This window comes from Alkalicella caledoniensis (assembly GCF_014467015.1).
GTDB classification, from domain to species: Bacteria; Bacillota; Proteinivoracia; order Proteinivoracales; family Proteinivoracaceae; genus Alkalicella; species Alkalicella caledoniensis.
Map to the genome: position 1 here is coordinate 237,193 of NZ_CP058559.1, position 23,213 is coordinate 260,405.

Annotated in this window: 23 protein-coding genes; 5 read left to right on the top strand and 18 right to left on the bottom strand. The window is 35.3% G+C overall.

Annotation, left to right across the window (positions count from 1 at the left end):
- Positions 1 to 23 precede the first annotated feature (23 nt).
- From HYG86_RS01205 to HYG86_RS01240, 8 genes are all read right to left on the bottom strand, one after another.
- Entirely contained in the window at positions 24 to 566 is a 543-nt protein-coding gene (locus HYG86_RS01205; protein ID WP_213167151.1) for a CDP-alcohol phosphatidyltransferase family protein, read from the bottom strand.
- A 142-nt stretch (positions 567 to 708) separates the two neighbouring features.
- Positions 709 to 1,470, bottom strand: coding sequence for an ABC transporter permease (locus HYG86_RS01210; RefSeq protein ID WP_213167152.1), 762 nt, complete (start codon positions 1,468 to 1,470; stop codon positions 709 to 711).
- Entirely contained in the window at positions 1,463 to 2,371 is a 909-nt protein-coding gene (locus tag HYG86_RS01215; RefSeq protein WP_213167153.1) for an ABC transporter ATP-binding protein, read from the bottom strand. Before HYG86_RS01215 ends, HYG86_RS01210 begins: the two co-directional genes overlap by 8 nt.
- 147 nt (positions 2,372 to 2,518) lie before the next feature.
- The gene (locus tag HYG86_RS01220; protein ID WP_213167154.1) at positions 2,519 to 3,232 is read right to left on the bottom strand and encodes a LytR/AlgR family response regulator transcription factor; all 714 of its coding nucleotides are present in this window, start codon (positions 3,230 to 3,232) and stop codon (positions 2,519 to 2,521) included.
- A 6-nt stretch (positions 3,233 to 3,238) separates the two neighbouring features.
- Complete coding sequence (locus HYG86_RS01225; RefSeq protein WP_213167155.1) at positions 3,239 to 4,072, bottom strand: sensor histidine kinase; 834 nt, start codon at positions 4,070 to 4,072, stop codon at positions 3,239 to 3,241.
- A gap of 196 nt (positions 4,073 to 4,268) precedes the next feature.
- Positions 4,269 to 5,210 carry a glycoside hydrolase family 3 protein gene (locus HYG86_RS01230; protein WP_213167156.1) on the bottom strand — a complete coding sequence of 314 codons (942 nt, stop codon included), beginning with the start codon at positions 5,208 to 5,210 and terminating at the stop codon, positions 4,269 to 4,271.
- A complete protein-coding gene (locus HYG86_RS01235) occupies positions 5,168 to 6,745 on the bottom strand; it encodes a glycoside hydrolase family 3 C-terminal domain-containing protein (RefSeq protein ID WP_213167157.1) in 1,578 nt (525 codons plus the stop codon). Before HYG86_RS01235 ends, HYG86_RS01230 begins: the two co-directional genes overlap by 43 nt.
- A gap of 250 nt (positions 6,746 to 6,995) precedes the next feature.
- A complete protein-coding gene (locus HYG86_RS01240) occupies positions 6,996 to 9,383 on the bottom strand; it encodes a YheC/YheD family protein (RefSeq protein WP_213167158.1) in 2,388 nt (795 codons plus the stop codon).
- Positions 9,384 to 9,772: 389 nt separating this feature from the next.
- Here HYG86_RS01240 and HYG86_RS01245 point away from each other — a divergent pair, with 389 nt between their 5' ends.
- From HYG86_RS01245 to HYG86_RS01255, 3 genes are all read left to right on the top strand, one after another.
- Positions 9,773 to 10,618: a TPM domain-containing protein gene (locus HYG86_RS01245; RefSeq protein WP_246451943.1), complete on the top strand. Its 846-nt coding sequence runs from the start codon at positions 9,773 to 9,775 to the stop codon at positions 10,616 to 10,618.
- 21 nt (positions 10,619 to 10,639) lie between these two features.
- Positions 10,640 to 11,215: a LemA family protein gene (locus tag HYG86_RS01250; protein ID WP_213167160.1), complete on the top strand. Its 576-nt coding sequence runs from the start codon at positions 10,640 to 10,642 to the stop codon at positions 11,213 to 11,215.
- Between the two features lie 221 nt (positions 11,216 to 11,436).
- Positions 11,437 to 12,426 (top strand): aminoglycoside phosphotransferase family protein, encoded by a 990-nt coding sequence (locus tag HYG86_RS01255; RefSeq protein WP_213167161.1) that lies wholly within the window; start codon positions 11,437 to 11,439, stop codon positions 12,424 to 12,426.
- A 52-nt stretch (positions 12,427 to 12,478) separates the two neighbouring features.
- Here HYG86_RS01255 and HYG86_RS01260 read toward each other — a convergent pair whose 3' ends face one another.
- From HYG86_RS01260 to HYG86_RS01295, 8 genes are all read right to left on the bottom strand, one after another.
- Positions 12,479 to 13,003 (bottom strand): GNAT family N-acetyltransferase, encoded by a 525-nt coding sequence (locus tag HYG86_RS01260; protein WP_213167162.1) that lies wholly within the window; start codon positions 13,001 to 13,003, stop codon positions 12,479 to 12,481.
- A gap of 183 nt (positions 13,004 to 13,186) precedes the next feature.
- Positions 13,187 to 13,702, bottom strand: coding sequence for a hypothetical protein (locus HYG86_RS01265; protein ID WP_213167163.1), 516 nt, complete (start codon positions 13,700 to 13,702; stop codon positions 13,187 to 13,189).
- 393 nt (positions 13,703 to 14,095) lie between these two features.
- Positions 14,096 to 16,459 (bottom strand): ABC transporter permease, encoded by a 2,364-nt coding sequence (locus HYG86_RS01270; protein ID WP_213167164.1) that lies wholly within the window; start codon positions 16,457 to 16,459, stop codon positions 14,096 to 14,098.
- Position 16,460: 1 nt separating this feature from the next.
- The gene (locus tag HYG86_RS01275) at positions 16,461 to 17,240 is read right to left on the bottom strand and encodes an ABC transporter ATP-binding protein (RefSeq protein WP_213167165.1); all 780 of its coding nucleotides are present in this window, start codon (positions 17,238 to 17,240) and stop codon (positions 16,461 to 16,463) included.
- 109 nt (positions 17,241 to 17,349) lie between these two features.
- The gene (locus HYG86_RS01280; protein WP_213167166.1) at positions 17,350 to 18,615 is read right to left on the bottom strand and encodes a HAMP domain-containing sensor histidine kinase; all 1,266 of its coding nucleotides are present in this window, start codon (positions 18,613 to 18,615) and stop codon (positions 17,350 to 17,352) included.
- A 1-nt stretch (position 18,616) separates the two neighbouring features.
- Positions 18,617 to 19,297 carry a response regulator transcription factor gene (locus HYG86_RS01285; RefSeq protein WP_343064168.1) on the bottom strand — a complete coding sequence of 227 codons (681 nt, stop codon included), beginning with the start codon at positions 19,295 to 19,297 and terminating at the stop codon, positions 18,617 to 18,619.
- A 113-nt stretch (positions 19,298 to 19,410) separates the two neighbouring features.
- A complete protein-coding gene (locus tag HYG86_RS01290) occupies positions 19,411 to 20,451 on the bottom strand; it encodes a S16 family serine protease (RefSeq protein ID WP_213167167.1) in 1,041 nt (346 codons plus the stop codon).
- Positions 20,429 to 20,629: a hypothetical protein gene (locus HYG86_RS01295; RefSeq protein ID WP_213167168.1), complete on the bottom strand. Its 201-nt coding sequence runs from the start codon at positions 20,627 to 20,629 to the stop codon at positions 20,429 to 20,431. Before HYG86_RS01295 ends, HYG86_RS01290 begins: the two co-directional genes overlap by 23 nt.
- A 518-nt stretch (positions 20,630 to 21,147) precedes the next feature.
- Between HYG86_RS01295 and HYG86_RS01300 the strand changes: the two genes are divergently transcribed.
- Both HYG86_RS01300 and HYG86_RS01305 read left to right on the top strand, forming a co-directional pair.
- Complete coding sequence (locus HYG86_RS01300; RefSeq protein ID WP_213167169.1) at positions 21,148 to 21,342, top strand: DUF4177 domain-containing protein; 195 nt, start codon at positions 21,148 to 21,150, stop codon at positions 21,340 to 21,342.
- Complete coding sequence (locus tag HYG86_RS01305; protein WP_213167170.1) at positions 21,342 to 21,653, top strand: hypothetical protein; 312 nt, start codon at positions 21,342 to 21,344, stop codon at positions 21,651 to 21,653. Before HYG86_RS01300 ends, HYG86_RS01305 begins: the two co-directional genes overlap by 1 nt.
- A gap of 107 nt (positions 21,654 to 21,760) precedes the next feature.
- Here the strand turns inward: HYG86_RS01305 and phoU are convergent, their stop codons facing one another.
- Both phoU and pstB read right to left on the bottom strand, forming a co-directional pair.
- Entirely contained in the window at positions 21,761 to 22,420 is a 660-nt protein-coding gene (gene phoU, locus HYG86_RS01310) for a phosphate signaling complex protein PhoU (RefSeq protein ID WP_213167171.1), read from the bottom strand.
- A 24-nt stretch (positions 22,421 to 22,444) separates the two neighbouring features.
- Positions 22,445 to 23,203 (bottom strand): phosphate ABC transporter ATP-binding protein PstB, encoded by a 759-nt coding sequence (gene pstB / locus HYG86_RS01315; protein ID WP_213167172.1) that lies wholly within the window; start codon positions 23,201 to 23,203, stop codon positions 22,445 to 22,447.
- Positions 23,204 to 23,213: the final 10 nt, after the last annotated feature.

Genomic DNA, 23,213 nt, shown 5'->3' on the forward strand with positions numbered 1-23,213 from the left:
CTTAGTTATTTAGCCGTTTCAGCTTACTTATGTACAGCAAATAAGCTTTTCACGTTTACTTTCATTTTCCTTGATAAAATGTTAATTAACAGTTCTTCAATGCTGGCAACACTTGCAACCACACAAACAAAATATAACCCAGGTATTTCTAGTGAAGATCCTATAAAGATGGGGATAAAAAACAAAAATAGCCCAGTTGTTTTATTACAAAGGGTATGTAGTATGGCAAAAACCTTAAACTTAAAATAAGCAATAATGATTGATGTTACTCTAATTGCAAAAATAGCAAAAAGCCAAACCACTAGGGTATTTGTAAGGGTGATTACGGGAGTGAAAATATATATAATAACTGCAAACATTATGATATCTGCCCACGTATCCAATCTAGCTCCCAATAAACTTTCTGTGTTAGTTTTCCTTGCCACATACCCGTCAAGAACATCACTGACTCCACCTAGTATATAAATGGTGATGAATTCCCATGTAAATAAGTCAATAAATAACAAAGACAAGGAAGTTAGAATCCTAAAGATAGATATATAATTTGAAATGTACTTCGATTTCACTTGCCTTCACCTCTTATTTTCTTTACATAGTCCCCTAAGCTGTCAAGGAAAATACATATACTTGTACGTTAACATACAGATACTAAAGGAATGATTCTTTAGTATCTGTATGTAAATCAAGTCTCAAAACTAAATTTCTGTTCTAGCTCTGTAGCTCACTCCATTTAAAGAACTTAGACCCGATCGCAATTAAAACAATGCTGGCACCTAAGACTATTAGTAACTGCATAGGGTATTGTAATACGCTGTGTCCTTGTATCCATACTCCCCTTAAAGCGTACACTCCATGGATAATAGGGTTGAAAACCTCAGCAATCAAAAGAATTCTAGCTGGAAACATTTCTGGTGGTAAGGTCATTCCTCCTAAGAACATCTGGAAATAAAATACTATCATGGCAACTGATTGGTAAGAAGTACTTTTACTAAAAACACTGGATAAAAAGAAGGCAATGGCGAATTGCAAAATATTTATGATAGAAAGAACCAGTACAATGTTAAACATATTTCCAAGTGGTATACTAACCCCTTTAGATACCACTGCAGTTAGTATTAAGGTAGCTATCCCTACAGCCTGAAACAATAGTACTGATAAAAATAATGAGCCGGCAACCTGCACTGGTTTATAGCCTAAAAGCTTATACTTGATAAAGAAATTGAATTCTACGTGGTTTGCCAACATTTGGCCAAATATAAGGACTACTGTATTTGAGATTATTAATGGAATATATGCTGGTAATAAAAAATCTATGGCCTTCAGAGTCCCTTCGTAATACACTTCTCCTTCTAAGAGATTGCTAAAAAATATATACATTATCATGGGAAAAGCGATGATGAAAAACAAGTTCATAAAATCCCTTGTTTGTAATTTAAATTGATAAGATATTAAAGCCATTAGCTTATTCATTTATAATCCTCCCTTCTTTGTCTAATTTGTACCCAGCAATCTTCAAAAACACATCTTCTAATGTTGGAGATTTAACCACGAGGTTTTTAATGCCTACTTTGGTGATAAGCTCCATTAACACTTTTTCATCGTCTTTAGTGTAAATCTGGTATCTGTCATCATTTAAAGGTATAGCCCCATACTTATCAAGCTTAAAGCTTGCCATAGGGTCCTTTATCTGAAACTCTATAACCTTTTCCCCTTGGGAGTACTGATCAATAGCTGTAGTAACACCGCCAAGATAAACCATTTCCCCTTTGTTCAAAATCATTATCCTGTCTGCTAAGTATTCAATCTCATCTAAAAAATGACTAGTTATAATTATGGTCACATTGTTCTTTCTGTTTATTTCCCTTAATACTTCCCAAATCTTTCTCCTAGCCACTGGATCTAACCCAGTGGTTAATTCATCTAAGAAAACTACCTCAGGCTGATTTATTAAGGTTAAAAGAATTGAAAGCCGTTGAACATTTCCACCAGAAAGCTTTTTAATGTAGGTGTCTTTCTCTTTGCTCAGGCCAAACCCATCTAGCATCTCATCAAGATCAATATCACTCTTAGTTAACTTTTTGTATAGGTTACAAATATCTATTACCTTAGCATTGCCTTCGAAATAATTTTTTTGCATTTGTACACCTATATGGTCATACATACTTTTGCGATCAAATAGATATTCAACATCACCTTCATCGGGCTTGTAGATATCTACCATGGTGTTAATCAAGGTGCTTTTCCCTGCACCATTGTGTCCAACTATACCTAAAATTTCTCCCATCTTAACATCAAAACTAATATTATTTAGGGCCACTTTATCTTTAAATGACTTTTTAAGCCCTTTTACTGTAATTACGCTATGGCTCATTTCACAAAACCCCTTCCATTTCCTTTGTTAACTATATTTTAGCATTGCAACTACAAATCAGGAATACATTTGAATCCCGTATATGGGGAGGTCAATCCCTAGATTTCTGTTTTTAAGACAAAAATGTAACCTGCTACTTTTAGCAGGTTAACCTTTCAACAAATGAATTTTGTCTTTAGTTATAAGGGCGTTTTTACTTTCATCTGTGTTTTTAAAATATATTATATAGGATGTATCCCCATATGGCTCAATCTCTTGTATGTTTTTGAGATTTACAATATATGATTTATGGGTTCTGAAGAAATTTCCCGTTAACCTCTTTTCTATATCGTTTAGGCCAGAGCGTGTTTTATGAGTCTTCTCGAAGGTGTGGATCAACACCTCTTTATTGTCTTTTTCAATATAGTTTATCTCTGCCATATTTATCATGTAATATTTTTGTTTATCCTTTATCATCAGTATGTCATTTTCTTTAAGGGACTCTTCAAATTTATCACCGTTGGATTCTTCAATTATATTTTCAACATTTTCCTTAACCCGGGTAAAATCAATGGGCTTAAGTATATAGTCATATGCTCTTATTTCATAAGAGTCAAAGGCATAGTCTTGAAAAGCAGTCACAAAAACAACCTTCAGGTTCTCCTTTAAACCCATCATAATTTTAGCAGCTTCTAGGCCATCTAGTTTTGGCATGTCTATATCCATAAATGCCAAATTGATATCTTCTTTTTTTACTATATCAACGGCCTGTTGACCATCATAAGCCAAAAATATTTCATTAACTTGCGGATGTTCTTCAATAACTTTTTTTAAAACCTTAGCAGTATAAATATCATCATCACATATTAATACATTTATCATCTTTTTTTAATCCCTCAATTCCACTTGAAAGGTAATATTTTCTCCATCTTGATAAACATCTATTTGCCCTTTGTTTTGCTCCACTAAGTCTTTAACTATACTTAAACCATATCCTCTTCCAGTAGAAGATTTAGATGAAAATCCTTGAGAAAAAAAGCTAGCAACGTCTTTTTCATCATCTTGATAAGGATTACTAATCTTGAATATATATCCCTTTAAGTCATCTCTATTTTCTAGATAAAAGCTCACTTTCTGAGGCAACTCATTATGTGTTAGTACATGTTCCATGGCATTGTCTATTAAGTTTCCAACAATATTTGCAAGGTCCCAAGGGGCAATATTTTTCAATTTTACCCTACAGTATTTTTCTATGATGAATTCTATGCCCTTTTGATTTGCAAGTTCTTTTTTAGTATTTATAAGGGCCGTAAGGGTAGGGTTTCCTAAGCGCAAAAAATGTCCTGTGAATCGATAATTATTTGCTATGCCTTGCAGGTACTCTTTTGCCACCTCATATTCTTCTAATATCAACATCGATGTAACAGTCTGTATATTATTGATATGATCATGGCCTTGTTTCCGAAGCAAGTCTATTAGAGACTCGGTATTTTTTAGATCACTCTTTATCATCTCTAGCTCTTTTTCTTTCCTTAAAGATCTAATTATGTAGAGGAGGATTGCTAAATTACAAATGGAGAGGCTTAATATTATAGCTAATATAACATAAAGAGCTGCATTTGCACTACTTAAAACATTTAAGAATATAACTAGAACTAAAATTACCAAAATGGTAAGGGAAATACTAATAAAAGATATTATATAACCTTTCCTTTTATCCATAACATGCACCACCTCTGAACTTCAGTGTTTATCGCCTCTAGTATATATTAAACAGGCATTAACAATATCCTTTTTTTTAATGTAGAATTTAATACTTCTGATGTAGATTGTTGAGGTGAATGTAACCACTAAGAAATATCCATAACGGATAACAAACTAATTCGATACTTAAGGGGAGAAGCCCTCTAAATTTTTCCTATTTTTCAAACATTTCAGGAGTTACCTCGCGAGCAACGTTGCTGTACACAATACTTCGTATAACATTTGCACAGCAGCGTTCAATATCTTCTTTAGATAATGTCCCTGATTTATATGCTTTAAGGATGTCCTTTTTATCTCCCCTCATCCCTGCCATGATCAAATCATTTCCCGCAGACAAGGATTTAGCAGCAGATGCACGGTTTTTCCCAGTGGACATCCAATCAGTCATTACAACTCCTTGGAAGCCCCACTCATTGCGTAGTACATTGGTGCAACAGTCATAGAGGTTAGGCGTGTAGACGCCATTAACCTTGTTATAACTAGTCATAACTGATTTTGCTTTCCCTTCCCTTACGGTTATTTCAAACCCTTTTAGATATATTTCCCTCAAGGGACGCTCATGGATATTGCTGGAAACATGATTTCTATTGTCTTCTTGGTTATTGCATAGAAAATGTTTAATGGTTACATAGGCACCTTCCGTCTCTTGAACTCCAGTGGTAATATGGGCAGCAGTTTTTCCCGATAGCAGTGGATCCTCGGAAAAGTATTCAAAATTTCTTCCGCACAATGGATTACGCTGGATATTCATAGCGGGGCCGAGCCAATAAGTAACACCATATTCCTGCATTTCCACCCCTATAGCTCTACCTATGAATAGTAACAGTTCCCTATTCCAGGTTTGAGCCAGTGCAGTTCCGATAGGAAAGGCTGTGGCAAACTGATATACTGGTTTTGTTTTCTTTGGGTTAGCTGTTAAAAACTTCTTTATAAATCCTGGTAAAGAGTTAAGGAAAGATAGTGGCATTTCATAGGGCTTTGTATTTCCATCTTTTAGTACACCGGATTCCCTGGACAACCTAAGTCCTGCAGGTCCATCACACAGGGCTACATTTATAAGTCCTTTTTTGTAAAGTTTCGAGGTTGTATTGCCCACTGAACTGGAACATTGACTTTATTTTTGGATGAAAACATTCCTGCCCCAACCACTACATCCACCATATCCTTAATAGTGAATTTCTTCATAATGGCGTCTACCTTTTCATCATGGTATACGGAAGGAATTTTGTAAGTATATGTAATGGTTTCTATGTCAGCGGCTTTGATTTTTAGGTATATTGCGTCGATTAAGTTATCCTTATAGTTCACCTGAGGTGGACTAATTTCTTCAAACTTCTCTTTCACTGGACATATGTTTTGGTGTTTAGAAACTATAGAATCCTCAGCTAAGGATATAACAGCAATGGGACGTGTCTTGCGGGATGAATGTCCCACTCTAAGAATATATTCCCCTTTTTCCAGAATGAAGCTGGCGTCATTTTCACTAAATCCTGCAAGGTCCTTCATATCAAAGGATAGAGTCAGGGTTTCGCTCTCCCCCGGTTGCAGTTCTTTTGTTTTGCCAAAGGCAGCCAATGATTGATATTCCCTGTTCAATTTTCCCTGGGGACAAGAAGCATAAAGCTGTACTACCTCTTTAGAGCAATGTTTCCCTGTATTTGTGACTTTTGCATCCACTTGCATTTGAGTTTTGTTTGCTTTCGCACCAGTAACAGTAATCTCCGTGGTGGTATAGCTTAAGCCGTAACCGAATTCATAGCGGGGTTTTACCCCAAAGGAATCAAAGTATCTATAACCAACATAAATCCCTTCCTTATAGTATTCATCATCTAGGTTATCATTTAAGTAGCTGTATTCTTGGGAAAATGGGGTGTCTTCATATTTCTTTGCCCAAGTGCTACTGAGTCGCCCTGATGGTGATACCTTGCCAGATAGTATATCTGCCAAGGCATTACCACCCTCCATCCCAAGTTGAGAAAAGTAAATAATGGCATTTAGCCCTTTAACATCATCCAGTAGGGATAAGTCCATTGGGAATCCTGTATTTATAACTAGGATAGTCTTTTTATAGAGCTCATTTAATCGTTTTAGTTGGGCGACTTCAGTGGAACTCAGGCTATTTTCTCCTTTATCCACACGAAGGTCCCCACCTTCCCCTGCTTGGCGTGAGACAACATAAATAGCTATGTCAGTTTCCTTTACATCCTCTTTAGTAATCTCACGTCCATAAGGGGGCAAAAATTGTTCTGCCATTGCATTCATTATTTTACTTATGGATAGGGTCCTAGCCATTTTTGCCACCTTAGCATTATGGGCAGCTAACTTTATAGCATATTCCTCTTTGTAATCTGAAAGCCAGGCTTGGTTAGTAACAGTAAATTTAGCGTTCTCCAATCCTTGTAATATGGTTACACTATTTCGCTCATTCACCTCTCCTGAACCTGTGCCACCTTTTATTGTATGTAATCCCCCCGGACCGTATAATGCAATGTTACCTACCTTTATTGGGAGCGTGCCGTCATTTTCTAGGAGTACTATACCCTCACATGCAGCATCGTAGGCGATTCTACGGTGATTTTTTTCCCTATATGTTTCACTGTTTGAGTATGATGCTTTGCTAAAATATTTCAAAGTCCTAACCTCCTTTTCTATCTATATTTCTCTAAATTCCTGTAAATTCCTGGGTCAGGCTTGAGTAATTTAGTTACTCAAGCTTGATCATATCTTAGGTGATTAGTTCAACTATTCAACCTTTAACAGGGATTTCCTTCTATTGCTGTGAACTTCCTTGATTCGTGAGGTTATTTGAGAAACTGATTTACTCAAGCCTGACCCGGGTGCTTTAAGGGGTCAGGCTACATAGCATGACCCCTTAAAGTATTTAAAAGCCTGTCAAGGATTTTGCATATTCTAATGGTGTTGGAAGTATATATGGCAATACTTTCTGCTCAGTTTCTGAACGGAAAGCTTTAATTTCTGCAGCATAGTTTAACTGTACTTCAAGTATCCAAACCTTATGGTTTTCATCTATAATAAAATCTATGGCAGAATCTCCTATATGACTTTTTCTTTCCAATACATTTAACACCTTTATAAATAAAGCACTTATTTCCTCTATCTTCTTTGTTGCTTCTTCTTCACTTAAACAGAAAATTTGAGTCAAAGCTTCTTTTCCAGGCAAAACAGTTTTCCTATTTTTTGAGTTTGATATAATACTTCCCTCATTAGCCACCTTAGTTTCAAGGCCGGTGTATATCCAGTCCTTAAGTTCATTTTTTTGAATATACATTCTAAAATCTACCTTAGAACCTTCAAACCTAAAAGGTATATCCTGTTGAATGATATACTTCCTTCCCTTATCCATCTGTCCTTTAAGTTTCTGTATAAGACTATTTTGGCTTGATACAACCTGCCTATTACCTGCAGAATCAGTTACTACAAAATGCTTTTCATTTTTTTCCACATGAATAATACCGTAACCTCCAGCAGTGGTAGATGGTTTAATATATACTGATGGGAAGTCACGTAACATTTCTATTAAGCTTTTACTATTACTGTAATTCATTGTATGGGGTAAGTGTGGAGATATATCATGTTTTTTAATCATCATCTTGTGGAAGGACCACTTATCAGTGTTCTCATAGGGGTAGTTAAATATTGCTGCACCTATATGCTCCTTAAGATGGGTGTAGCTTGCTTTTTTTAACCCAACGCGATTGTAAAATGCGTTAGGATATGGGAATACTCCTTGTTCAAAATCATTGGTCTTGGGATTATAATAAAGACCATCAATTGTTTGTCTCTTACGTTTAATTGTAGTCAATTTACATATAAAGATAAGTCCTTTTATGTTGTCGTAATTGGTAAAACGTAAAATTTGTTGACGTGGATTGTCAAAATATCTCGGTAGAGTGATTATGCCAATGAGCGGCCCCAAATGTAAATGATTTCCTTCCATATGGTATTCGTATGTTACATCTGGAATACTTATAGTTTCATTTAATTGTTTAGGTAATGTAATAGTCCCATTTTCTGCTTTAGGGTCTATATGCACTTCAAGTTTCTTTACTAGTGCACCAAAGTGTAAATTTATATATTTGGATTCAACACCTAAGCTTTCAAAAGTATAAGTATTCATTTTTATATAAGGACCTCTTAAGTTATCATCTATACAAAGAGTATATTGAAGATAATCTTTTATATATCTTATAGTTTGATACATTCTCATTTTACTAGATCCCTTAACTAAAATAATGCTTTCTTTCTCGATAGCTACACATAGCTCTTTGTGTAGCTTAGTTTTGTTATCAAAATGTCTTACTCTGTCTTTGGGAAAACCTTTTTCAATTGCCCCAACACCTATAAGTTCTGCCTCTTTCCCATAGGTAAATATAAAATCAACATTATTTTGGACTAAATACTGTCCAACTTCCATATGTCCTCTAGTTTCATAATCTCCAAGCTCCTTCATACTCCCAAGTACAACTATCTTCTTTCTTCCCTTACCTTTTTCAGCTAAAACATCTATTGCTGTTTTTACGGATTCAGGGTTTGCATTAACTGTATCGTCAATCAATATGGAGTTTTCTTTTAAAAAGTGAAAGTTTAATCTCTTTGTTGGTACTTGGTAATTTTCTAGACCTTTTCTAATTTCGTCCATGCTAAACTTAAGTCTATGTGCAGTTGCAATGGCAAATAGAGCATTATAAACATTATGAACTCCAAAGGTGGGAACGAAAAAACTATTTTCTCCAACTTTAAACCCCATTCCATCTTCCAAAAACTCTACCTCACTTGCTTGGTAATCAGCTTTGTTTGCAATTCCTATGGTTACTATTTCCCCTTTAAATTTATCAGTTTCTAATAACCTGGAGTTCTCGTCATCAGCATTTATCAACAACGTCCCTGTAGGGTGCATGTACTTAATCAACTCAGACTTGTTTTTTGCGGTAGACTCAATACTATTTCCAAGATTTCCATAGTGAGCTCTACCTATTTTAGTTATGATAGCGATATTTGGTTCAATAATTTTGCAGTGCCGTTTTGCTGCACCTGGCTGGCCCATACCCATTTCTAGAAGTATAGCTTTGTATGAAGAATTATAGTTGTTCAAAGCAGCTTTATTTTGGAGGGGTAAGTTCTTATTTTCACTATTCTTAAGAACCTTCCACTTAACATCTAATATGGATCCTAGCATTTCCCTAGTTGTTGTTTTACCTACACTACCTGTTATAGCTATTTTCGGTATATCACTTGGATTAAATCGCATGCTCAAACCTCCTTACTAATTCCATCTCACATATACATGGTGTGATGTTATTAGTATAGTATGTTCTTTGGCATGTAAAAGTTCCGAGGTCTGACAATTACCCATCCATAGGTTAATTGTCAGACCTCGATCAAATAAGGAGAAATTCGCCAAGAACAAGGAGTTTGCTGTGGCTAAATTATTTCCACTATCTCCTTATCTGACGCAGGGCCTTGAAGATGATTAATGTGCTTATAAATAGTTTATTTTTTACATCTTCCATCTTGATTTTTGTTAAGAAAAATTTAACAAGATTAATTGCAGGATTCTTAATTGTTTCGGAGTATTATATACTAATGTAGTAAAGGTTAGGAGGGAGAAAAATTCGCAAATTAAAATTATTGCTTGTAGTGGTTTTTAGTGTCTTATTATTAATGGGGTGTGAGGAAATCCAGTATCCTGATGCTACAGGATACGTAAATGATTACGATAACATAATGAGTAGTCAGGGTAAAAATGACTTAGAAAGCTTATTGACACAGCTCGATGAGAAAACTGGTATTCAAATTGCTATTGCAGTGTTAGAGACCATAAACGGAGCTGATTCTAGGGATTATACCACTAGACTGTTTGAAAAGTGGCAAGTAGGGTCAAAAAATGACGAAGGTGTATTGATAGTATTAGTAACTGGTGAAAACAGTATAGAAGTGGAAGTTGGCTATGGACTGGAACACGTCTTAACGGACGCTAGGGTAGGAAATATGTTGGATACATACTTTCTTCCTCACTTTAGAGCCAATGACTTAGAGCAGGGATTAGTTAACGGGGTCAACGCCATGGTGGCTCACTTAGCGGAGTATAAAGAATTGGAAATTGACACTGACTATAGAACAATTCCTCAGGATGGATATGGATCTGATATGGATGTACCAGGATATCTTATTTTTATTTTGGTTGTTTGTGCAATAGGAATTACCTTAGTTGTCAGTTTTTTTGCTAACAGGTGCCCTAAGTGCAAAAAGAAATTAACTGTTAGGACAACGATACTTAAGCATCCATCTATGATGAGCAATGGATATGGTATGAAAAATAAACACTGTAATCATTGTAACTACTCCTCAGATAAAAGATATGTGATACCAAGACGCACTAACCATATAACCAGAGGTGGATTTGGTGGTGGAGGCTCTAAAGGTGGTTTTGGTGGCTTTGGAGGAGGCTCTAGTGGCGGCGGTGGTGCAGGAAGAAAATGGTAATTATTAAGGGAGGAAAAAATTATGCAAGTTGAAAGAAAAAGTTTTTCAATGGTTCCAATTGTTATCCTATTAATTTTAGTTTTTGTTGGTTTAAGTTTTATGTTCACCTACAATTCAATAATTAGCCTCGAAGAAAATGTAGATGAGGCTAGGAGTAATGTAAATGTAGATTTACAAAGAAGGTACGATTTAATACCCAATTTAGTAAGTGTAGTTAAAGGTTATGCTGAACATGAACAAGAAATATATGATAAGTTATTACAGGCAAGAGCTAGCTTATCAGGTAATCCCATGTCCAGTGGCAATGAAGAGATTAGAAGGGAACTTGAGCAAGGATTGGGTAGACTTTTAGCCCTCTCTGAAGATAACCCAGAACTCAAAGCTAATGAGCAATTTATTGCTTTAATGGATCAGCTAGAAGGAACAGAAAATAGGTTAGCTACGTCTAGAAGGCGTTATAACGAAGCAGCTGTTAAATTTAATAAAAGAATTAGACGTTTTCCAGGTAATATTGTAGCAGGATTTATGGGAGCTGAAAGGGTAGATACTATCCAAGAGAATCCAGAGCACCAGGATGCACCTCAAGTTAACTTCTAACACAAATGAAAAGTGGTCTATGATTATAATAGACCACTTTTTTCTAGACCTATTTCCCTCTGCCTCAAATAAATTACAACTATCCCCCCATTTCCAGGAAACACACAAAAAATTATAATGTTATATTTGTTAAAATTAATGGTGTTATGGCAAGAATGTGTAGTTAGCACTCAAGTCAATTGAACTAATAAGCATATTACTTAAGATAAAGGAGAATAAAAATGATTGAAAAAATAAACTATGTTTTATCTAAATCCCACGGCAAAAAAATAATTCACACAGATTACAAAATACAAAAACTCCACGGTGGTGATGTGGGAGATGTACAACTAATAACGGGAATTGCCGAAACCACAAATGGTGAAAAATTTCCGTATAAGCTTGTCTTGAAGATACAAAAAAAATGGGAAAGATATGGAGATGTTTCGTCATGGCGTAGAGAATACGACCTCTATGCTTCAGACTTCAGCACCGTTTTTTCTGATTTACTCAGTTGGCCTAAATGCTATCATGCTGAGATAAACGGCGATGTAACACAGATATGGATGGAATTTATCGAAGGCCTATCAGGCAATGATCTTACAATTGAAATGCTTGAACATACGGCGAGAGAACTTGGACGCTTTCAAGGCAAACTTTTTAAGGAAAATCCAGCTTCACTAAGTAACATCTCAAATTTAGGTAAGACTGATTTCATGAAAAATGATTATAACCAGTGGGATCATCAAACAGTGGAGTATCAATATATTCGCTCCCTTAATTGTGAAATACCTCAACATCTGTGTCAGATGCTTATTGATATGGATAACGAAGCTGAAACAGTGTTTGAGAAAATAAGCAACCTTCCTGTGGTACTATGCCATAGGGATCTCTGGCTAGAAAACATATTTTATACCAATGGAAAAAGTTACCTTATTGACTGGGACACATCCGGATGGGGCTTTATGGGTGAGGACATAGCAAGCTTAATCGTAGACGAGACAGATAGTGATTATCTAGTTGAATACTATGGCAAGCTTGTACCTGCATATTATAAAGGTATTTCAGAATATGTTGATATTTCATTGATTGATGACGACTATATCTGGGAGATGATCCTTTTAAAATTCGGATATAGAATTGTAGGTTATTATATGTTTGCAAAATCACCTGAAGCAAAAAAAGAGCAAATAAATGCCCTTCAAAAAATATATGAAATGCAGTCTATATAGGGAACAATGATGAGCTAGCAATAAAAGTCACTTAGGTGGCTTTTATTGCTTTTTATAACTGAATCCAATAACGCTCTATTTTACCTCCATCTACCATTATTTCTTTTTCAAATATGCCCCCATTAGCAGATATTGTTTTTTTGCTTGCAATATTATCAAAATCACAACACACAAGAACTTTTTCTAAACCATGTTGTTTGCAATTCACAAGATTTTCTCTAAGCATTTGCGTTGCGTATCCCTTTCTTCTTTCTGAAGGTCGGACAGAATAACCAATATGTCCTCCCCAAAGACTTAGAATTGGGTGATCAATGTGATGCCTGAAGTCAATAATACCGATAATTTTATTGTCACTATGTCTTATTGCCAAGTAGGTATTTGAAGTAACCTTATCTTTTGGGCAAGTATCTTTATTCTCAAGGATGTTTAACCCATGAATCCATTCCTGGGCGGAAGAACATAGGCGTAGGTTACCACAGCCCGCTAGGTCATCACCTGAGTCAAGAAATTCTTGCCTATATTTCATAATTTCCTTGGCATATCCCATAGTAGGTTTTATTAGTTTAATTTGAGACATATAAAACTACCCCCTTATTTTTATAACATCGTCTTTTTTCCATAAAATTGATCTACATTTAAATTCAACACCAACATCTAATTTACCTTCCCAAGTGAGTAAAAAAATGTATCAAACTAAGGGGAAGGTATTTTAGTAAATCAACTTTAGGGAGATATGACTATATTAGCTGGGGGTATTTTTCTATTGTGATTTTACATAGTTTTCGATATCCTTGTCTATTTCTGCCATCAAATCACTGTAAATCTCCCCATCATCATTACTAAGGATATCACTTACTTTCTGAGGTACATAGGGAAACTCAGGAACTTTTATATATTGCTGGTTTTCATATATGTGTGAGTTTCCTTCTTTTTTAAACCCAATTTCATGTAGTCCACTTCCACCGGATATGGTATTGCCTTTTTTATCTACCCATGTAGAGATAACCCAAGCGTATACAGTTACCTTTTCAGAAGTCTCTATCGTGTCAATAATTCTATATCTTCCAGTGAAATAATTCCCCCTAAGACCCATTGAAGGTTCTATCTCCCATAGATAATAATCCATAGCTTCTTCTATGGTTATTCCACCTTTTATCTTTGAATTTTCTTCAGCACGTAGTGAACTATCTGTGATGATTATGCTATTACTGCAAGCAGATAAAAAAATAACGAACATCTGAATAACAATTAAGTATTTCAATCCCTTTTTTTTCATTTTTGTTGCCCCCTCGTATCAAAATTTTTAGAGCTGATATTTGAATCATTTTCTTAACCCTCATTACTTTAAGCACTACTTTACAAATCAAAGCATTTATCTGCTTTTACAAAGTTTCATAGTAATTATAATAATGACCCAGGCTCTTAATATTATAGACGAAAAAGAGTCAAAAAAGTTACAGCTTTTTAGAAAAGATTCCATATTATAGTCAAAGTATATTGCATTTATATTCATCTTCATTAAATGGAATGAATATTTAACTCTTTGTATGGATAAAAGATATTTAGAAAGAAGGGGGCATGCTAAATAAGACATTATTAAGGGTAGAATGTCAATGACAATCTACCCTTAAGGTTATTATTATTTCCTTTATTATTTAACCCAGGACCTTTATTCGTTTACCAGTGAATATGCGGTGATTTTTCTGATCCGGTAGGTAATAAGCATGGAGAATACATAGGATACTAATACAATAATGGCTCCAAGGATAATTATCCAAGAAGGGGTAATGATATAGTTTGCCCTCATAATACCCATGGTTTTTTGGGTAATTGTCATTATGGAATTGGTTTGAGTCATCCCCAACATGCTTCCTATGAATACACCCATTACAATAGGAGGCAAAAGTCCTAAGGAAAGCTGTTTCATAAGCTGAAATGTGGTAAATCCGAGGGCTTTTTGTAAGCCCAATTCATGTTTTTTCCTAATAACAGAGGAGTTAATAACAAAGTATAAAACAAGAATCACCACAAATAACGTAATAACTAATATTGTAATACCAACCATTGATAATACAGATGAAAATTGACCCATCCCGTCCTGAAACTCTTTATACATATCAATTGTAGTAGCAAAGGAATACCCATAAAGATTCTCAATTTTATCTCTAAACTCTGATGATTCAATATTTTTATCAAGGTATATATGCAGGTCTAGCTGCTGAAAATCTGGAAATAGCCTTAAAATACCTTGATGCTGGATACTAACAATACTTAACTCACCCCTAGGAGCCCCTTGAGATAAACCTGTGATGATAAACTCTGCTTGCCTATCTCCCACCTCCAGCACAATACTACCCCCTATTCTTTTGTCTATACTATTAGCCAGGTATCCTGAAACAACAATTTCATTACTATGAATGGGATATCTACCATCATAGACTGTATTGGTTACCTTTTCAGAAAAATCATCCATTACAAAGGATACTATTTCTCTATTGCCATACTTTACAATAGTTGTATCAATAAACTGAGCCTTTTTTACATTCTCTAAGTTTTTGATATTTTCAACGGTACTTGTACTATCAGCACTATTGTTAAACATTGCAATGACATGGGACTGTTCAACCCCTGGAATTTCTGCAAATGCTGTTGTGTCAATGGTAGAATTGTAAAACATAACAAAGGCAAATGCGCTTGCAAAAGAAACAACCATGAAAATTATACTTATCATAATACTCTGTCTCATATTTTGAAGCATTAGTTTGAAAGCTAAAACAGAAGGTAGACTTCCCTTAGTTTTGTGAAGGGGCATATGGTTTTTGCGGAAACTATGGGTCATAATTCCTCCCCTTAAAGCTACTATGGGGTTAAGTTTGTTTATATGCCATGAAGCCATAAGGGAAACTAAAGCCACAATAGATAGTATAACAAATAGTGAGATGGCACTAATCACTCCATCAAACCCCTGCTCCCATCTTAATCCTGACTGATGGGCAAAAACCTTTGATAGTACAGGAGTTGCCAGGTATGATAATGAAATTCCCCCGACACTCCCTATAAGGGATATAATGGAAAATTGTGTAACAATGGATAGTATTATTTGTTTACTGGTATAGCCCACTGCCTTAAGGGAGCCAATCTTGGTCATATCCTCCTCAATACTATTTACAATTCTATATCGTACAACAATAAGGCAAACAACAGTAATTATGGTTGAAAAGGCTATCATCATCACCGATATGCCACCAGCCATCATGGAACGGGACATTTTTACATGTTCTAGTTCCAAACTTAAAAAATTATTTGGATTAAAATTTCCATAAGCTGCAATATGGGGGTTATCCTCTCTGATAATATCCCTTATTCCTTTTTCTAAGTCGTTATTACCTTCCCTTAGATTAGCAAATATCAAGGTAGCGTTGTGCTCATCTCCCAGTCTTTCTAAAACAGTCTCGTAGGTATCGTTTGGCAGGTAAACTCCCATAATTACTGTATCTAAGGAGCTAAAAAATACATCCTCTATAAATCCTTTAATGGTAAAGTTTAAGGTAATGTCCTTAAGTTCCATCATAAACTCATCGTTCAAACTGTATCCACCGTCAACCTTCATTACATATGGAACATATATGGACATTGAATCAGGGGGAAGGTGTTCTCCAACAAATTTCCAATTTGAAATATTCCTAGTCCCGCGGGCATTGTTAATAAGGAAAACGCTATCACGAAAACTGCCGTTATAAGGGATGGTCCCCATTACCCATATGGCACTTTCCCTTTGAAGGGTTTCAATATTATCATTACTGTTGATATACTCATCTATTTTGGAGCTGTATAGATTGTCGGGCATCAAATAATAGACATCCGAAGAATTCAACTCCTCAATTATATCTTCAAAATAACCTCCAAAATTTACTAAAATTAATAGTCCTAAATTTAAGAGCATTGCTGCAATTATAAACAAGAGAAGTATTGACACAGCATGACCCTTACTCTTTTTGATATTTGCAAAACTAAGCATAAATATCTTACCCATTTTACCACCCCATTTCATTTAGGAATGAATGTAGTTTATCCTGCCTGTTTTTATCGCCACTAACATATTTACCCAAGTCACAAACCCCTTGAATTGAACCATCACGCATATACAAAATACGATTACCACGCCTTGCGGACTTTATATCGTGTGTAACCATGATAATGCTTTGCCCCCTATTATTGACCTCTGTTAATACATCTAAGGTAGCTTTACCTGCCCCGGAGTTTAGTGCACCGGTGGGTTCATCTGCAAATATTACTTTTGGGTTATTAACCAACGCTCTAACAATGGCAGCGCGCTGGGCTTCTCCCCCTGATAATTGAGATGGAAACTTATTCCAAATTGTTTCGTTTAGACCTACCTGTGTAAGCAAATCCTTTGCCCTTTCAGCAATAGCCTTTCTATCACTACTAATAAGGAGGCCACTTATAAGGATATTGTCCAGTATACTCATGTTATCCATGAGATATATTTGTTGAAAGACAAAACCGCAATTCAATCTTCTAAAAACCGCAAGCTTATCGTTAGATAAGTCTGAAATTACACTTTGGTTAAATTTAATTGTTCCTAAGGTTGGTTTATCCATCCCTGACAATGCATAAAGCAGTGTTGATTTCCCTGCCCCAGAAGAACCCATGATTACAGTAAAATCCCCCTCATATATTTCAATGTCAAGGTTTTTAAGAATATGTTGCTGCACACCACCGTATGAAAATGTTTTACAAAGCTTATCTGTACTTATTATAGGGTTACCACTAGTTACATCTTTATCCATCATAATTAACATCCCTTTCATAAAAAAATAAGACTGTTTTACCTACAGTCTTATTATAGTTGAAAATTCCTTAACAGGTCTTTACCTAATCCTTAACTAATCCTTAAATATTTTAAGGAATTAAAAGTTTTAACACCATAGTAAATCCATCCTGGGAATTTTCGCAATAAATATCTCCCTCCATTTTCTCCATCATATACTTAGATATATATAGCCCTAAACCTGTGCCATTTTGACCTTTGGAATTTTTTGCCCTAAAGTATTTATTAAAAAGTAGTGGCTTTTCCTCCTCGGAAACTCCCTTACCATAATCTTTAAAAGCAATTTCAAGGTGCTTACCCTTTATAACAGAGGACACATAAATGGAGGTGCCAGCGTACTTATAGGAGTTGCTAATTATATTATCAATGACCTGGGTTAGTCTTAATAAATCCCCTAAAAAAATACACTGGGGAATTCTTGCAATTTCTGTAAGATTATTGTAATCTGCAGCTTTAATTAGATCGTAGAAAATATCGCTGGTGTGTTCTGAAGATACAACCTTAAGCTCTTGTAGTTCCTCTAGGGATGCATTGAACATATTTGTTATCAGTGTATCAATCTGGTCAGCCTTTGAATTAATTATTTCCAATTGCCTTCGTTGGCTTTCATCTGGTGTTTTTATATGCATCAATTCCGTAACAGCCTTAATTGAAGCCACGGGGGTTTTTATATCATGGCTAAGTGAAGCAACAAGCTCTTTTTTACTCTGGTTGGCGAGACTTTCCCTTGCCCTTGAGTTGTTAATCTCCTCCCTCATAAGGTCAAAGCTTTCGGTAAATGCTCCAAACAAATTCCCCTCATCCATTTCAAGGGGCATATCTAAGTTGCCCTCTGCCACATGGCGGGCAAAGATCTGAAGTTTTCTAAAGGGAAGTATAATTTTCCTGTCAATGTAAGCAAAGTATAATAAACATATAACTGCAGGAAAAATTATCAGTAAATAAGTATATACAAGGATGCGATTTCTAAATGCAATCCATTGGGTCTTTGAATCATTATATACTATTAATTTGCCTAGCACTTCATCCTCTAATTTTATATCTAAAATTATGTCCCTGTTTCGTATTGCAGAGCCCAAATCATTATTTAAGCCCTTTCTTGTAGCTATAAGGAACTGGTTTTTATTATCAAGTACAACATAATCCATTTTATAATTTAAGCCCGGTAGCTGATTATCTTCCAGCTTTACCCATCCATTTGCAAGGGAATTTGCAATGTCATTAACAGCTGGAACGTCAATTTCGTATTCCCCGCTATATTTAAAAGCATAAAGGGTAAGCCCACTACAGGTTAGTATAACAACCAAAAATATAACTACTAGTCTTTTAAAGTTCATTTTAAAATCCACTCTCTAACACATATCCCGTACCCCAAACGGTTTTAATAAAACGTGGCTCGTTGGGATTTTCCTCTATCTTTTCACGCAGCCTTCTTATATGCACGTTCAGCGTTCCCTCTGAAGTAATTACATCCCCCCATACCTTTTGAAAAAGTTCATCCTTGGTAATGGTTCGGTTTTTATTTTGGACTAAGTATGCCAATAGCTTATATTCCATTGCCTTTAATTTGATTTCATTAGCACCTTGCATAAGCTTCTCCCTTTGCAGGTCCAGGGAAAAGCTGCCAAAGACTATATTGTTTTCTCCATTAGAGCTGTATCTTTTTAAAACAGTCTTAACCTTGGCCATGAGTATATTTAGGGAATATGGTTTTTGGATATAGTCATCACCACCGATATTAAGGGCTAGGAGTATATCATCATCGCTTCTTCTAGCACTGATAAACAAAATAGGTACATCCATGGTCCTTCTCAGCTCTTTGCAAATTTCAAATCCAGAATCTTGTCCTAGATTTATATCCAACAGAATCAGTTCTACCCTGTTCTTTGATAAAAAATCAAAACAAGAAGCTTTATCCGCTACCCAATAGGTCTTTATACCAAACATATTGAAGAATTCACAGGTACTTTGTGATAGAGCCTTCTCATCATCCACTATCAAACAGTCATATCTCAACATTTTCTTATCCCCCGTATTTATAATGTAAACATTTATATTTTATATTCGACATAATAGGGATGTTACCCTGCAAATTTTAAGACTAGCAAATCTACCGTGATAAAAGAAAAATTTTAGAAATCGCTCTTGTTCAAACTATTAAGGTATTCTACAACTTCACTAAAATTGGAAACTGGAACTATGTTTACTTTTGTTGCAGCAGCAATTGCCTCTTCATAGTTTTGCTCAGGACAAAAAAGAATCTGTACTCCTTCCCGTTCTGCAGCATAGACTTTTTGTTTCATACCGTATATACCACCAACAGTGCCGTCAAGGTTTATTTGTCCCGTTCCCGCTATCTTATATCCTTTAGTTAGATCTTCATCAACTAGATTATTGTAAATCCCCAGGGTGGTCATCATTCCACCTGATGGTCCCCTCAACTTGCTATCTTTTATTTTAACATTTATATCTGTAGATATCTCCATATTATAGTTTATGGTCCATATACCTAGTTGTGGTGTGTTTGTACCACCTATGGGTACCTCTAGGGTAATTGGCTCTAATCTTGCGTTATAATTTGAGGTATTTCTCCTTAGAACCTCCATGGTTACTTTACTTCCTATTTCCTTTTCTCTAATTATTTCCCTCAGATCTTCATTGGTGAAAACCTCTTCACCATCGATACTTGATATGATATCACCCTGTTTTAATATTTCATATGCGCTATAGGAGTCAAGGCCATCTAGTACAAAAACTCCTTCTGATTTAATCTCAGGGGCATAACCAGCAAAGCTAAATGACACATATTTAGCTTTCATTTGACTGTCAATTAGAATTCTATTATTCACATCATAAAAGTCCCTGACATTCATATCATGTCCTACAACTGACTCCTTTGGCAAAAGATCTACTTTTGGGTTCACTTTTGAATAAATATAAAAGAATGGTGAAGCTTTATATTGGTAATATGTAAGGATGTATATTTCTTCATCCAATGCAGAGTGTCCTTCCATTTCTATGAACTCCCTAAAGCCCACCACTTCTCCAGGTAATATTACATAGTTTCCTGTATCATAACCAAACCCAAACCATAAAAACAGTATAAGAAAAACAATTGAAAAAACTGTCAGCTTTCTGGTTTTTATATAATTAAACTGCTTCATATTCATCATCTAAAATCTCGTCATATTTATAGTAGGGATTCTCGTTATCCAATGCATCATAGGACCTAGTTTTAAATAATATAAACAAAATCACAAGAAAGATAACAAACAAATAACTATTTGGGTTATAAAGGTATTCACCAGGGTTGAACCAGTTGTGTAGTAAGAAGTAAAAGTTCTTTCCCACATGTGTTATTATCCCGGCGTACAAACTTCCCGTCCATAGAACAACTAACAAAAGAATAGCACCGTATATAATATAAAAGGGGTTCACATTAAAGATTGCATAAACCTTTGAAAAACTGTCATTTGATTAGTATCCATACCCTTTCCCCCTTTGAGATCCTATATTTATAGATACGCCTACATATTATACTTATGAGAGGTAAACAACTAAGTTAAAATAACTTTCCTTATAAGTATAATAATGACCTTGTGCCAGATCACTCCCTAGATTCCCATGTATATTTAATTCAATATTTTTCGTTAATTTCCTCCCTTTGAGATAAACATTAAAATTAAATACAAATTTTTAGTTATAAAATTCATCATAAAGGAGACTTTAGGGTTCAAAATGTGTTACATATAGTGATGTCTAAACAAGGATCAATATTCAAGGCATATTTCCCTTCGCAGTATTGATAGTAGGTTGATCTCGTGTTACAATATTCTTATAATTTTGTAATATTGAGGGGGAATTGGAGAATGTTTAGGTACAAAGTATTAACTCAAAAGGATAAATGGTTTTCTGGAAAGTTTGACCCTGCAAAGCTAGAGGATGCTTTGAATGCCTACGCCGAACAAGGATGGAGGCTACGGAGCTGTGCCACAGCCGATATACCAGGTTTTGGGGGGAATCGTCAAGAGTTTGTTGCAATACTAGAAAGAGAAGAAGATTAATGGCTTATACTACTGTTTTTCAGGATATAATATTTGTTGAGGGTAACAACCCTAATGCTACTATACTAGGGGATGTACATATTGATTTAGGTTATCAATTTGGTGCTCAGCTGAAAAATCTTAACGATGTTAAGAAAGAAATTGCATCCCAAATTACCAGTAAAGGTGGAAATTGTATAGTAGACTTTAAATATGGTCAAAAAAGCAGGCTTTTTGCCATTGATGATGTATCTTTCTGGGGTTCTGGTAAAATTGCCTCATTACCTCAGGATATCTATGAAGAAATCTTAGCTAAAAAGAAAAAAAGATAAGCGTCCGCTTATCTTTTTTTCTTTTTAGGGTACTTTCACTTAATTTTCAATAACGACTCGTCAGTTTCTATAACAATATTTTCTTGAGGCCTCGTAAAGACAATATCTTAATCATTTAGCTCTTTTCTTACACCTGTTACCATGTAAATCAGCCATTCTCCAAGGTTTGTTGCGTGATCACCTATCCTTTCAAGGTAGCTGCTTACAAAAAGAAGTTGAGTTGCTTGAGATATATTTTTTGGGTTTTCCAACATATAAGTTAGTAGTTCCCTGAAAATCTGATCGTGGAGGCTATCTATTTCATCATCATCTGTACAGACTTCATGGGCTAGCTCAACGTTTTCATTCACAAAGGCATCTAGGGCCTTTTTCACCATGGCCTGTACCTTTTCTGCCATCCTAGGAATATCAACCAGTGGTTTAATTAATGGATCAAAGCCTATTCTAATACACACCCTAGCAATATCATTGGCATGGTCGGCTATTCTTTCTAAGTCTGTGATTATCTTTAGGACTGTTGCAATCTTCCTTAAATCTTTAGCCATGGGCTGCTGCATGGCTATTAGTTTTAAGCAGTTATCTTCAATTTTAAGCTCCATTTCATCTATATTATGCTCTTCTTCAATTACTTGCTGGGCTAGCTCAATATCTTGATTTTTAAGGGCAGTAACAGATTTTTTTATACTTTGCTCAACCATATCACCCATAATTAACAGGTCTATAACCAATTGATTTAATTCATCATGAAAACTCTGTCTAACTTCCATTTCTCTCTCCTCCTTATATACTCCTTAACCAAATCTACCGGTTATATAGTCTTCAGTTTTTTGATTTTTAGGTTTAGTAAACATTTGAGATGTTTCTCCATACTCAATTACATGACCACTTAGGAAAAAAGCTGTTTTTTGAGAGATCCTTGCAGCTTGTTGCATATTATGGGTTACGATTATGATGGTGTACTTGTCTTTAAGTTTAGTAATCAAGTCCTCTACCTTGGCTGTAGCAATGGGGTCTAAGGCAGAGCATGGCTCATCCATTAAAAGCACATCAGGTTCAACAGCGAGGGCCCTTGCTATGCATAACCTTTGCTGTTGTCCTCCCGATAGGGAGAATGCTGAAGAGTTTAATTTGTCCTTTACCTCATCCCAAAGAGCACCGGACTTCAGACTTTTTTCTACTATTTCATTAAGTTTAGCCCTATCCTTTATCCCGTGAATCCTAGGTCCAAAGGCTATATTCTCAAAGATTGATTTTGGAAAAGGATTTGGTTTTTGAAATACCATGCCAACCTGTTGCCTTAGTGTAACAACATTGGCTTTTTCATGATAGATGTCTTGCTCTCTATACTTAATTTCTCCCACTACTTTCGAATTTGGAACAATGTCTATCATCCTATTTAAAGTTTTTAAAAAAGTTGACTTGCCGCATCCTGATGGTCCTATTATAGCAGTTACTTGCTTTTCATCGATATCCATGTCAATACCCTTGATAATTTGGTCATTACCATAATATATTTCAAGGTTGCGGGTGCTATATACAGTATTTTGCATGTTGTTCTCG

Bases quoted from the DNA above. Each gene is read 5' to 3' on its own strand.
- HYG86_RS01210 (WP_213167152.1), bottom strand. From the start codon at position 1,470: ATGAATAAGCTAATGGCTTTAATATCTTATCAATTTAAATTACAAACA.
- HYG86_RS01215 (WP_213167153.1), bottom strand. From the start codon at position 2,371: ATGAGCCATAGCGTAATTACAGTAAAAGGGCTTAAAAAGTCATTTAAA.
- HYG86_RS01220 (WP_213167154.1), bottom strand. From the start codon at position 3,232: ATGATAAATGTATTAATATGTGATGATGATATTTATACTGCTAAGGTT.
- HYG86_RS01225 (WP_213167155.1), bottom strand. From the start codon at position 4,072: ATGGATAAAAGGAAAGGTTATATAATATCTTTTATTAGTATTTCCCTT.
- HYG86_RS01240 (WP_213167158.1), bottom strand. From the start codon at position 9,383: ATGCGATTTAATCCAAGTGATATACCGAAAATAGCTATAACAGGTAGT.
- HYG86_RS01250 (WP_213167160.1), top strand. From the start codon at position 10,640: ATGCAAGTTGAAAGAAAAAGTTTTTCAATGGTTCCAATTGTTATCCTA.
- HYG86_RS01255 (WP_213167161.1), top strand. From the start codon at position 11,437: ATGATTGAAAAAATAAACTATGTTTTATCTAAATCCCACGGCAAAAAA.
- HYG86_RS01260 (WP_213167162.1), bottom strand. From the start codon at position 13,003: ATGTCTCAAATTAAACTAATAAAACCTACTATGGGATATGCCAAGGAA.
- HYG86_RS01265 (WP_213167163.1), bottom strand. From the start codon at position 13,702: ATGAAAAAAAAGGGATTGAAATACTTAATTGTTATTCAGATGTTCGTT.
- HYG86_RS01270 (WP_213167164.1), bottom strand. From the start codon at position 16,459: ATGGGTAAGATATTTATGCTTAGTTTTGCAAATATCAAAAAGAGTAAG.
- HYG86_RS01275 (WP_213167165.1), bottom strand. From the start codon at position 17,240: ATGATGGATAAAGATGTAACTAGTGGTAACCCTATAATAAGTACAGAT.
- HYG86_RS01280 (WP_213167166.1), bottom strand. From the start codon at position 18,615: ATGAACTTTAAAAGACTAGTAGTTATATTTTTGGTTGTTATACTAACC.
- HYG86_RS01285 (WP_343064168.1), bottom strand. From the start codon at position 19,297: ATGTTGAGATATGACTGTTTGATAGTGGATGATGAGAAGGCTCTATCA.
- HYG86_RS01290 (WP_213167167.1), bottom strand. From the start codon at position 20,451: ATGATGAATATGAAGCAGTTTAATTATATAAAAACCAGAAAGCTGACA.
- HYG86_RS01300 (WP_213167169.1), top strand. From the start codon at position 21,148: ATGTTTAGGTACAAAGTATTAACTCAAAAGGATAAATGGTTTTCTGGA.
- HYG86_RS01305 (WP_213167170.1), top strand. From the start codon at position 21,342: ATGGCTTATACTACTGTTTTTCAGGATATAATATTTGTTGAGGGTAAC.
- phoU (WP_213167171.1), bottom strand. From the start codon at position 22,420: ATGGAAGTTAGACAGAGTTTTCATGATGAATTAAATCAATTGGTTATA.
- pstB (WP_213167172.1), bottom strand. From the start codon at position 23,203: ATGCAAAATACTGTATATAGCACCCGCAACCTTGAAATATATTATGGT.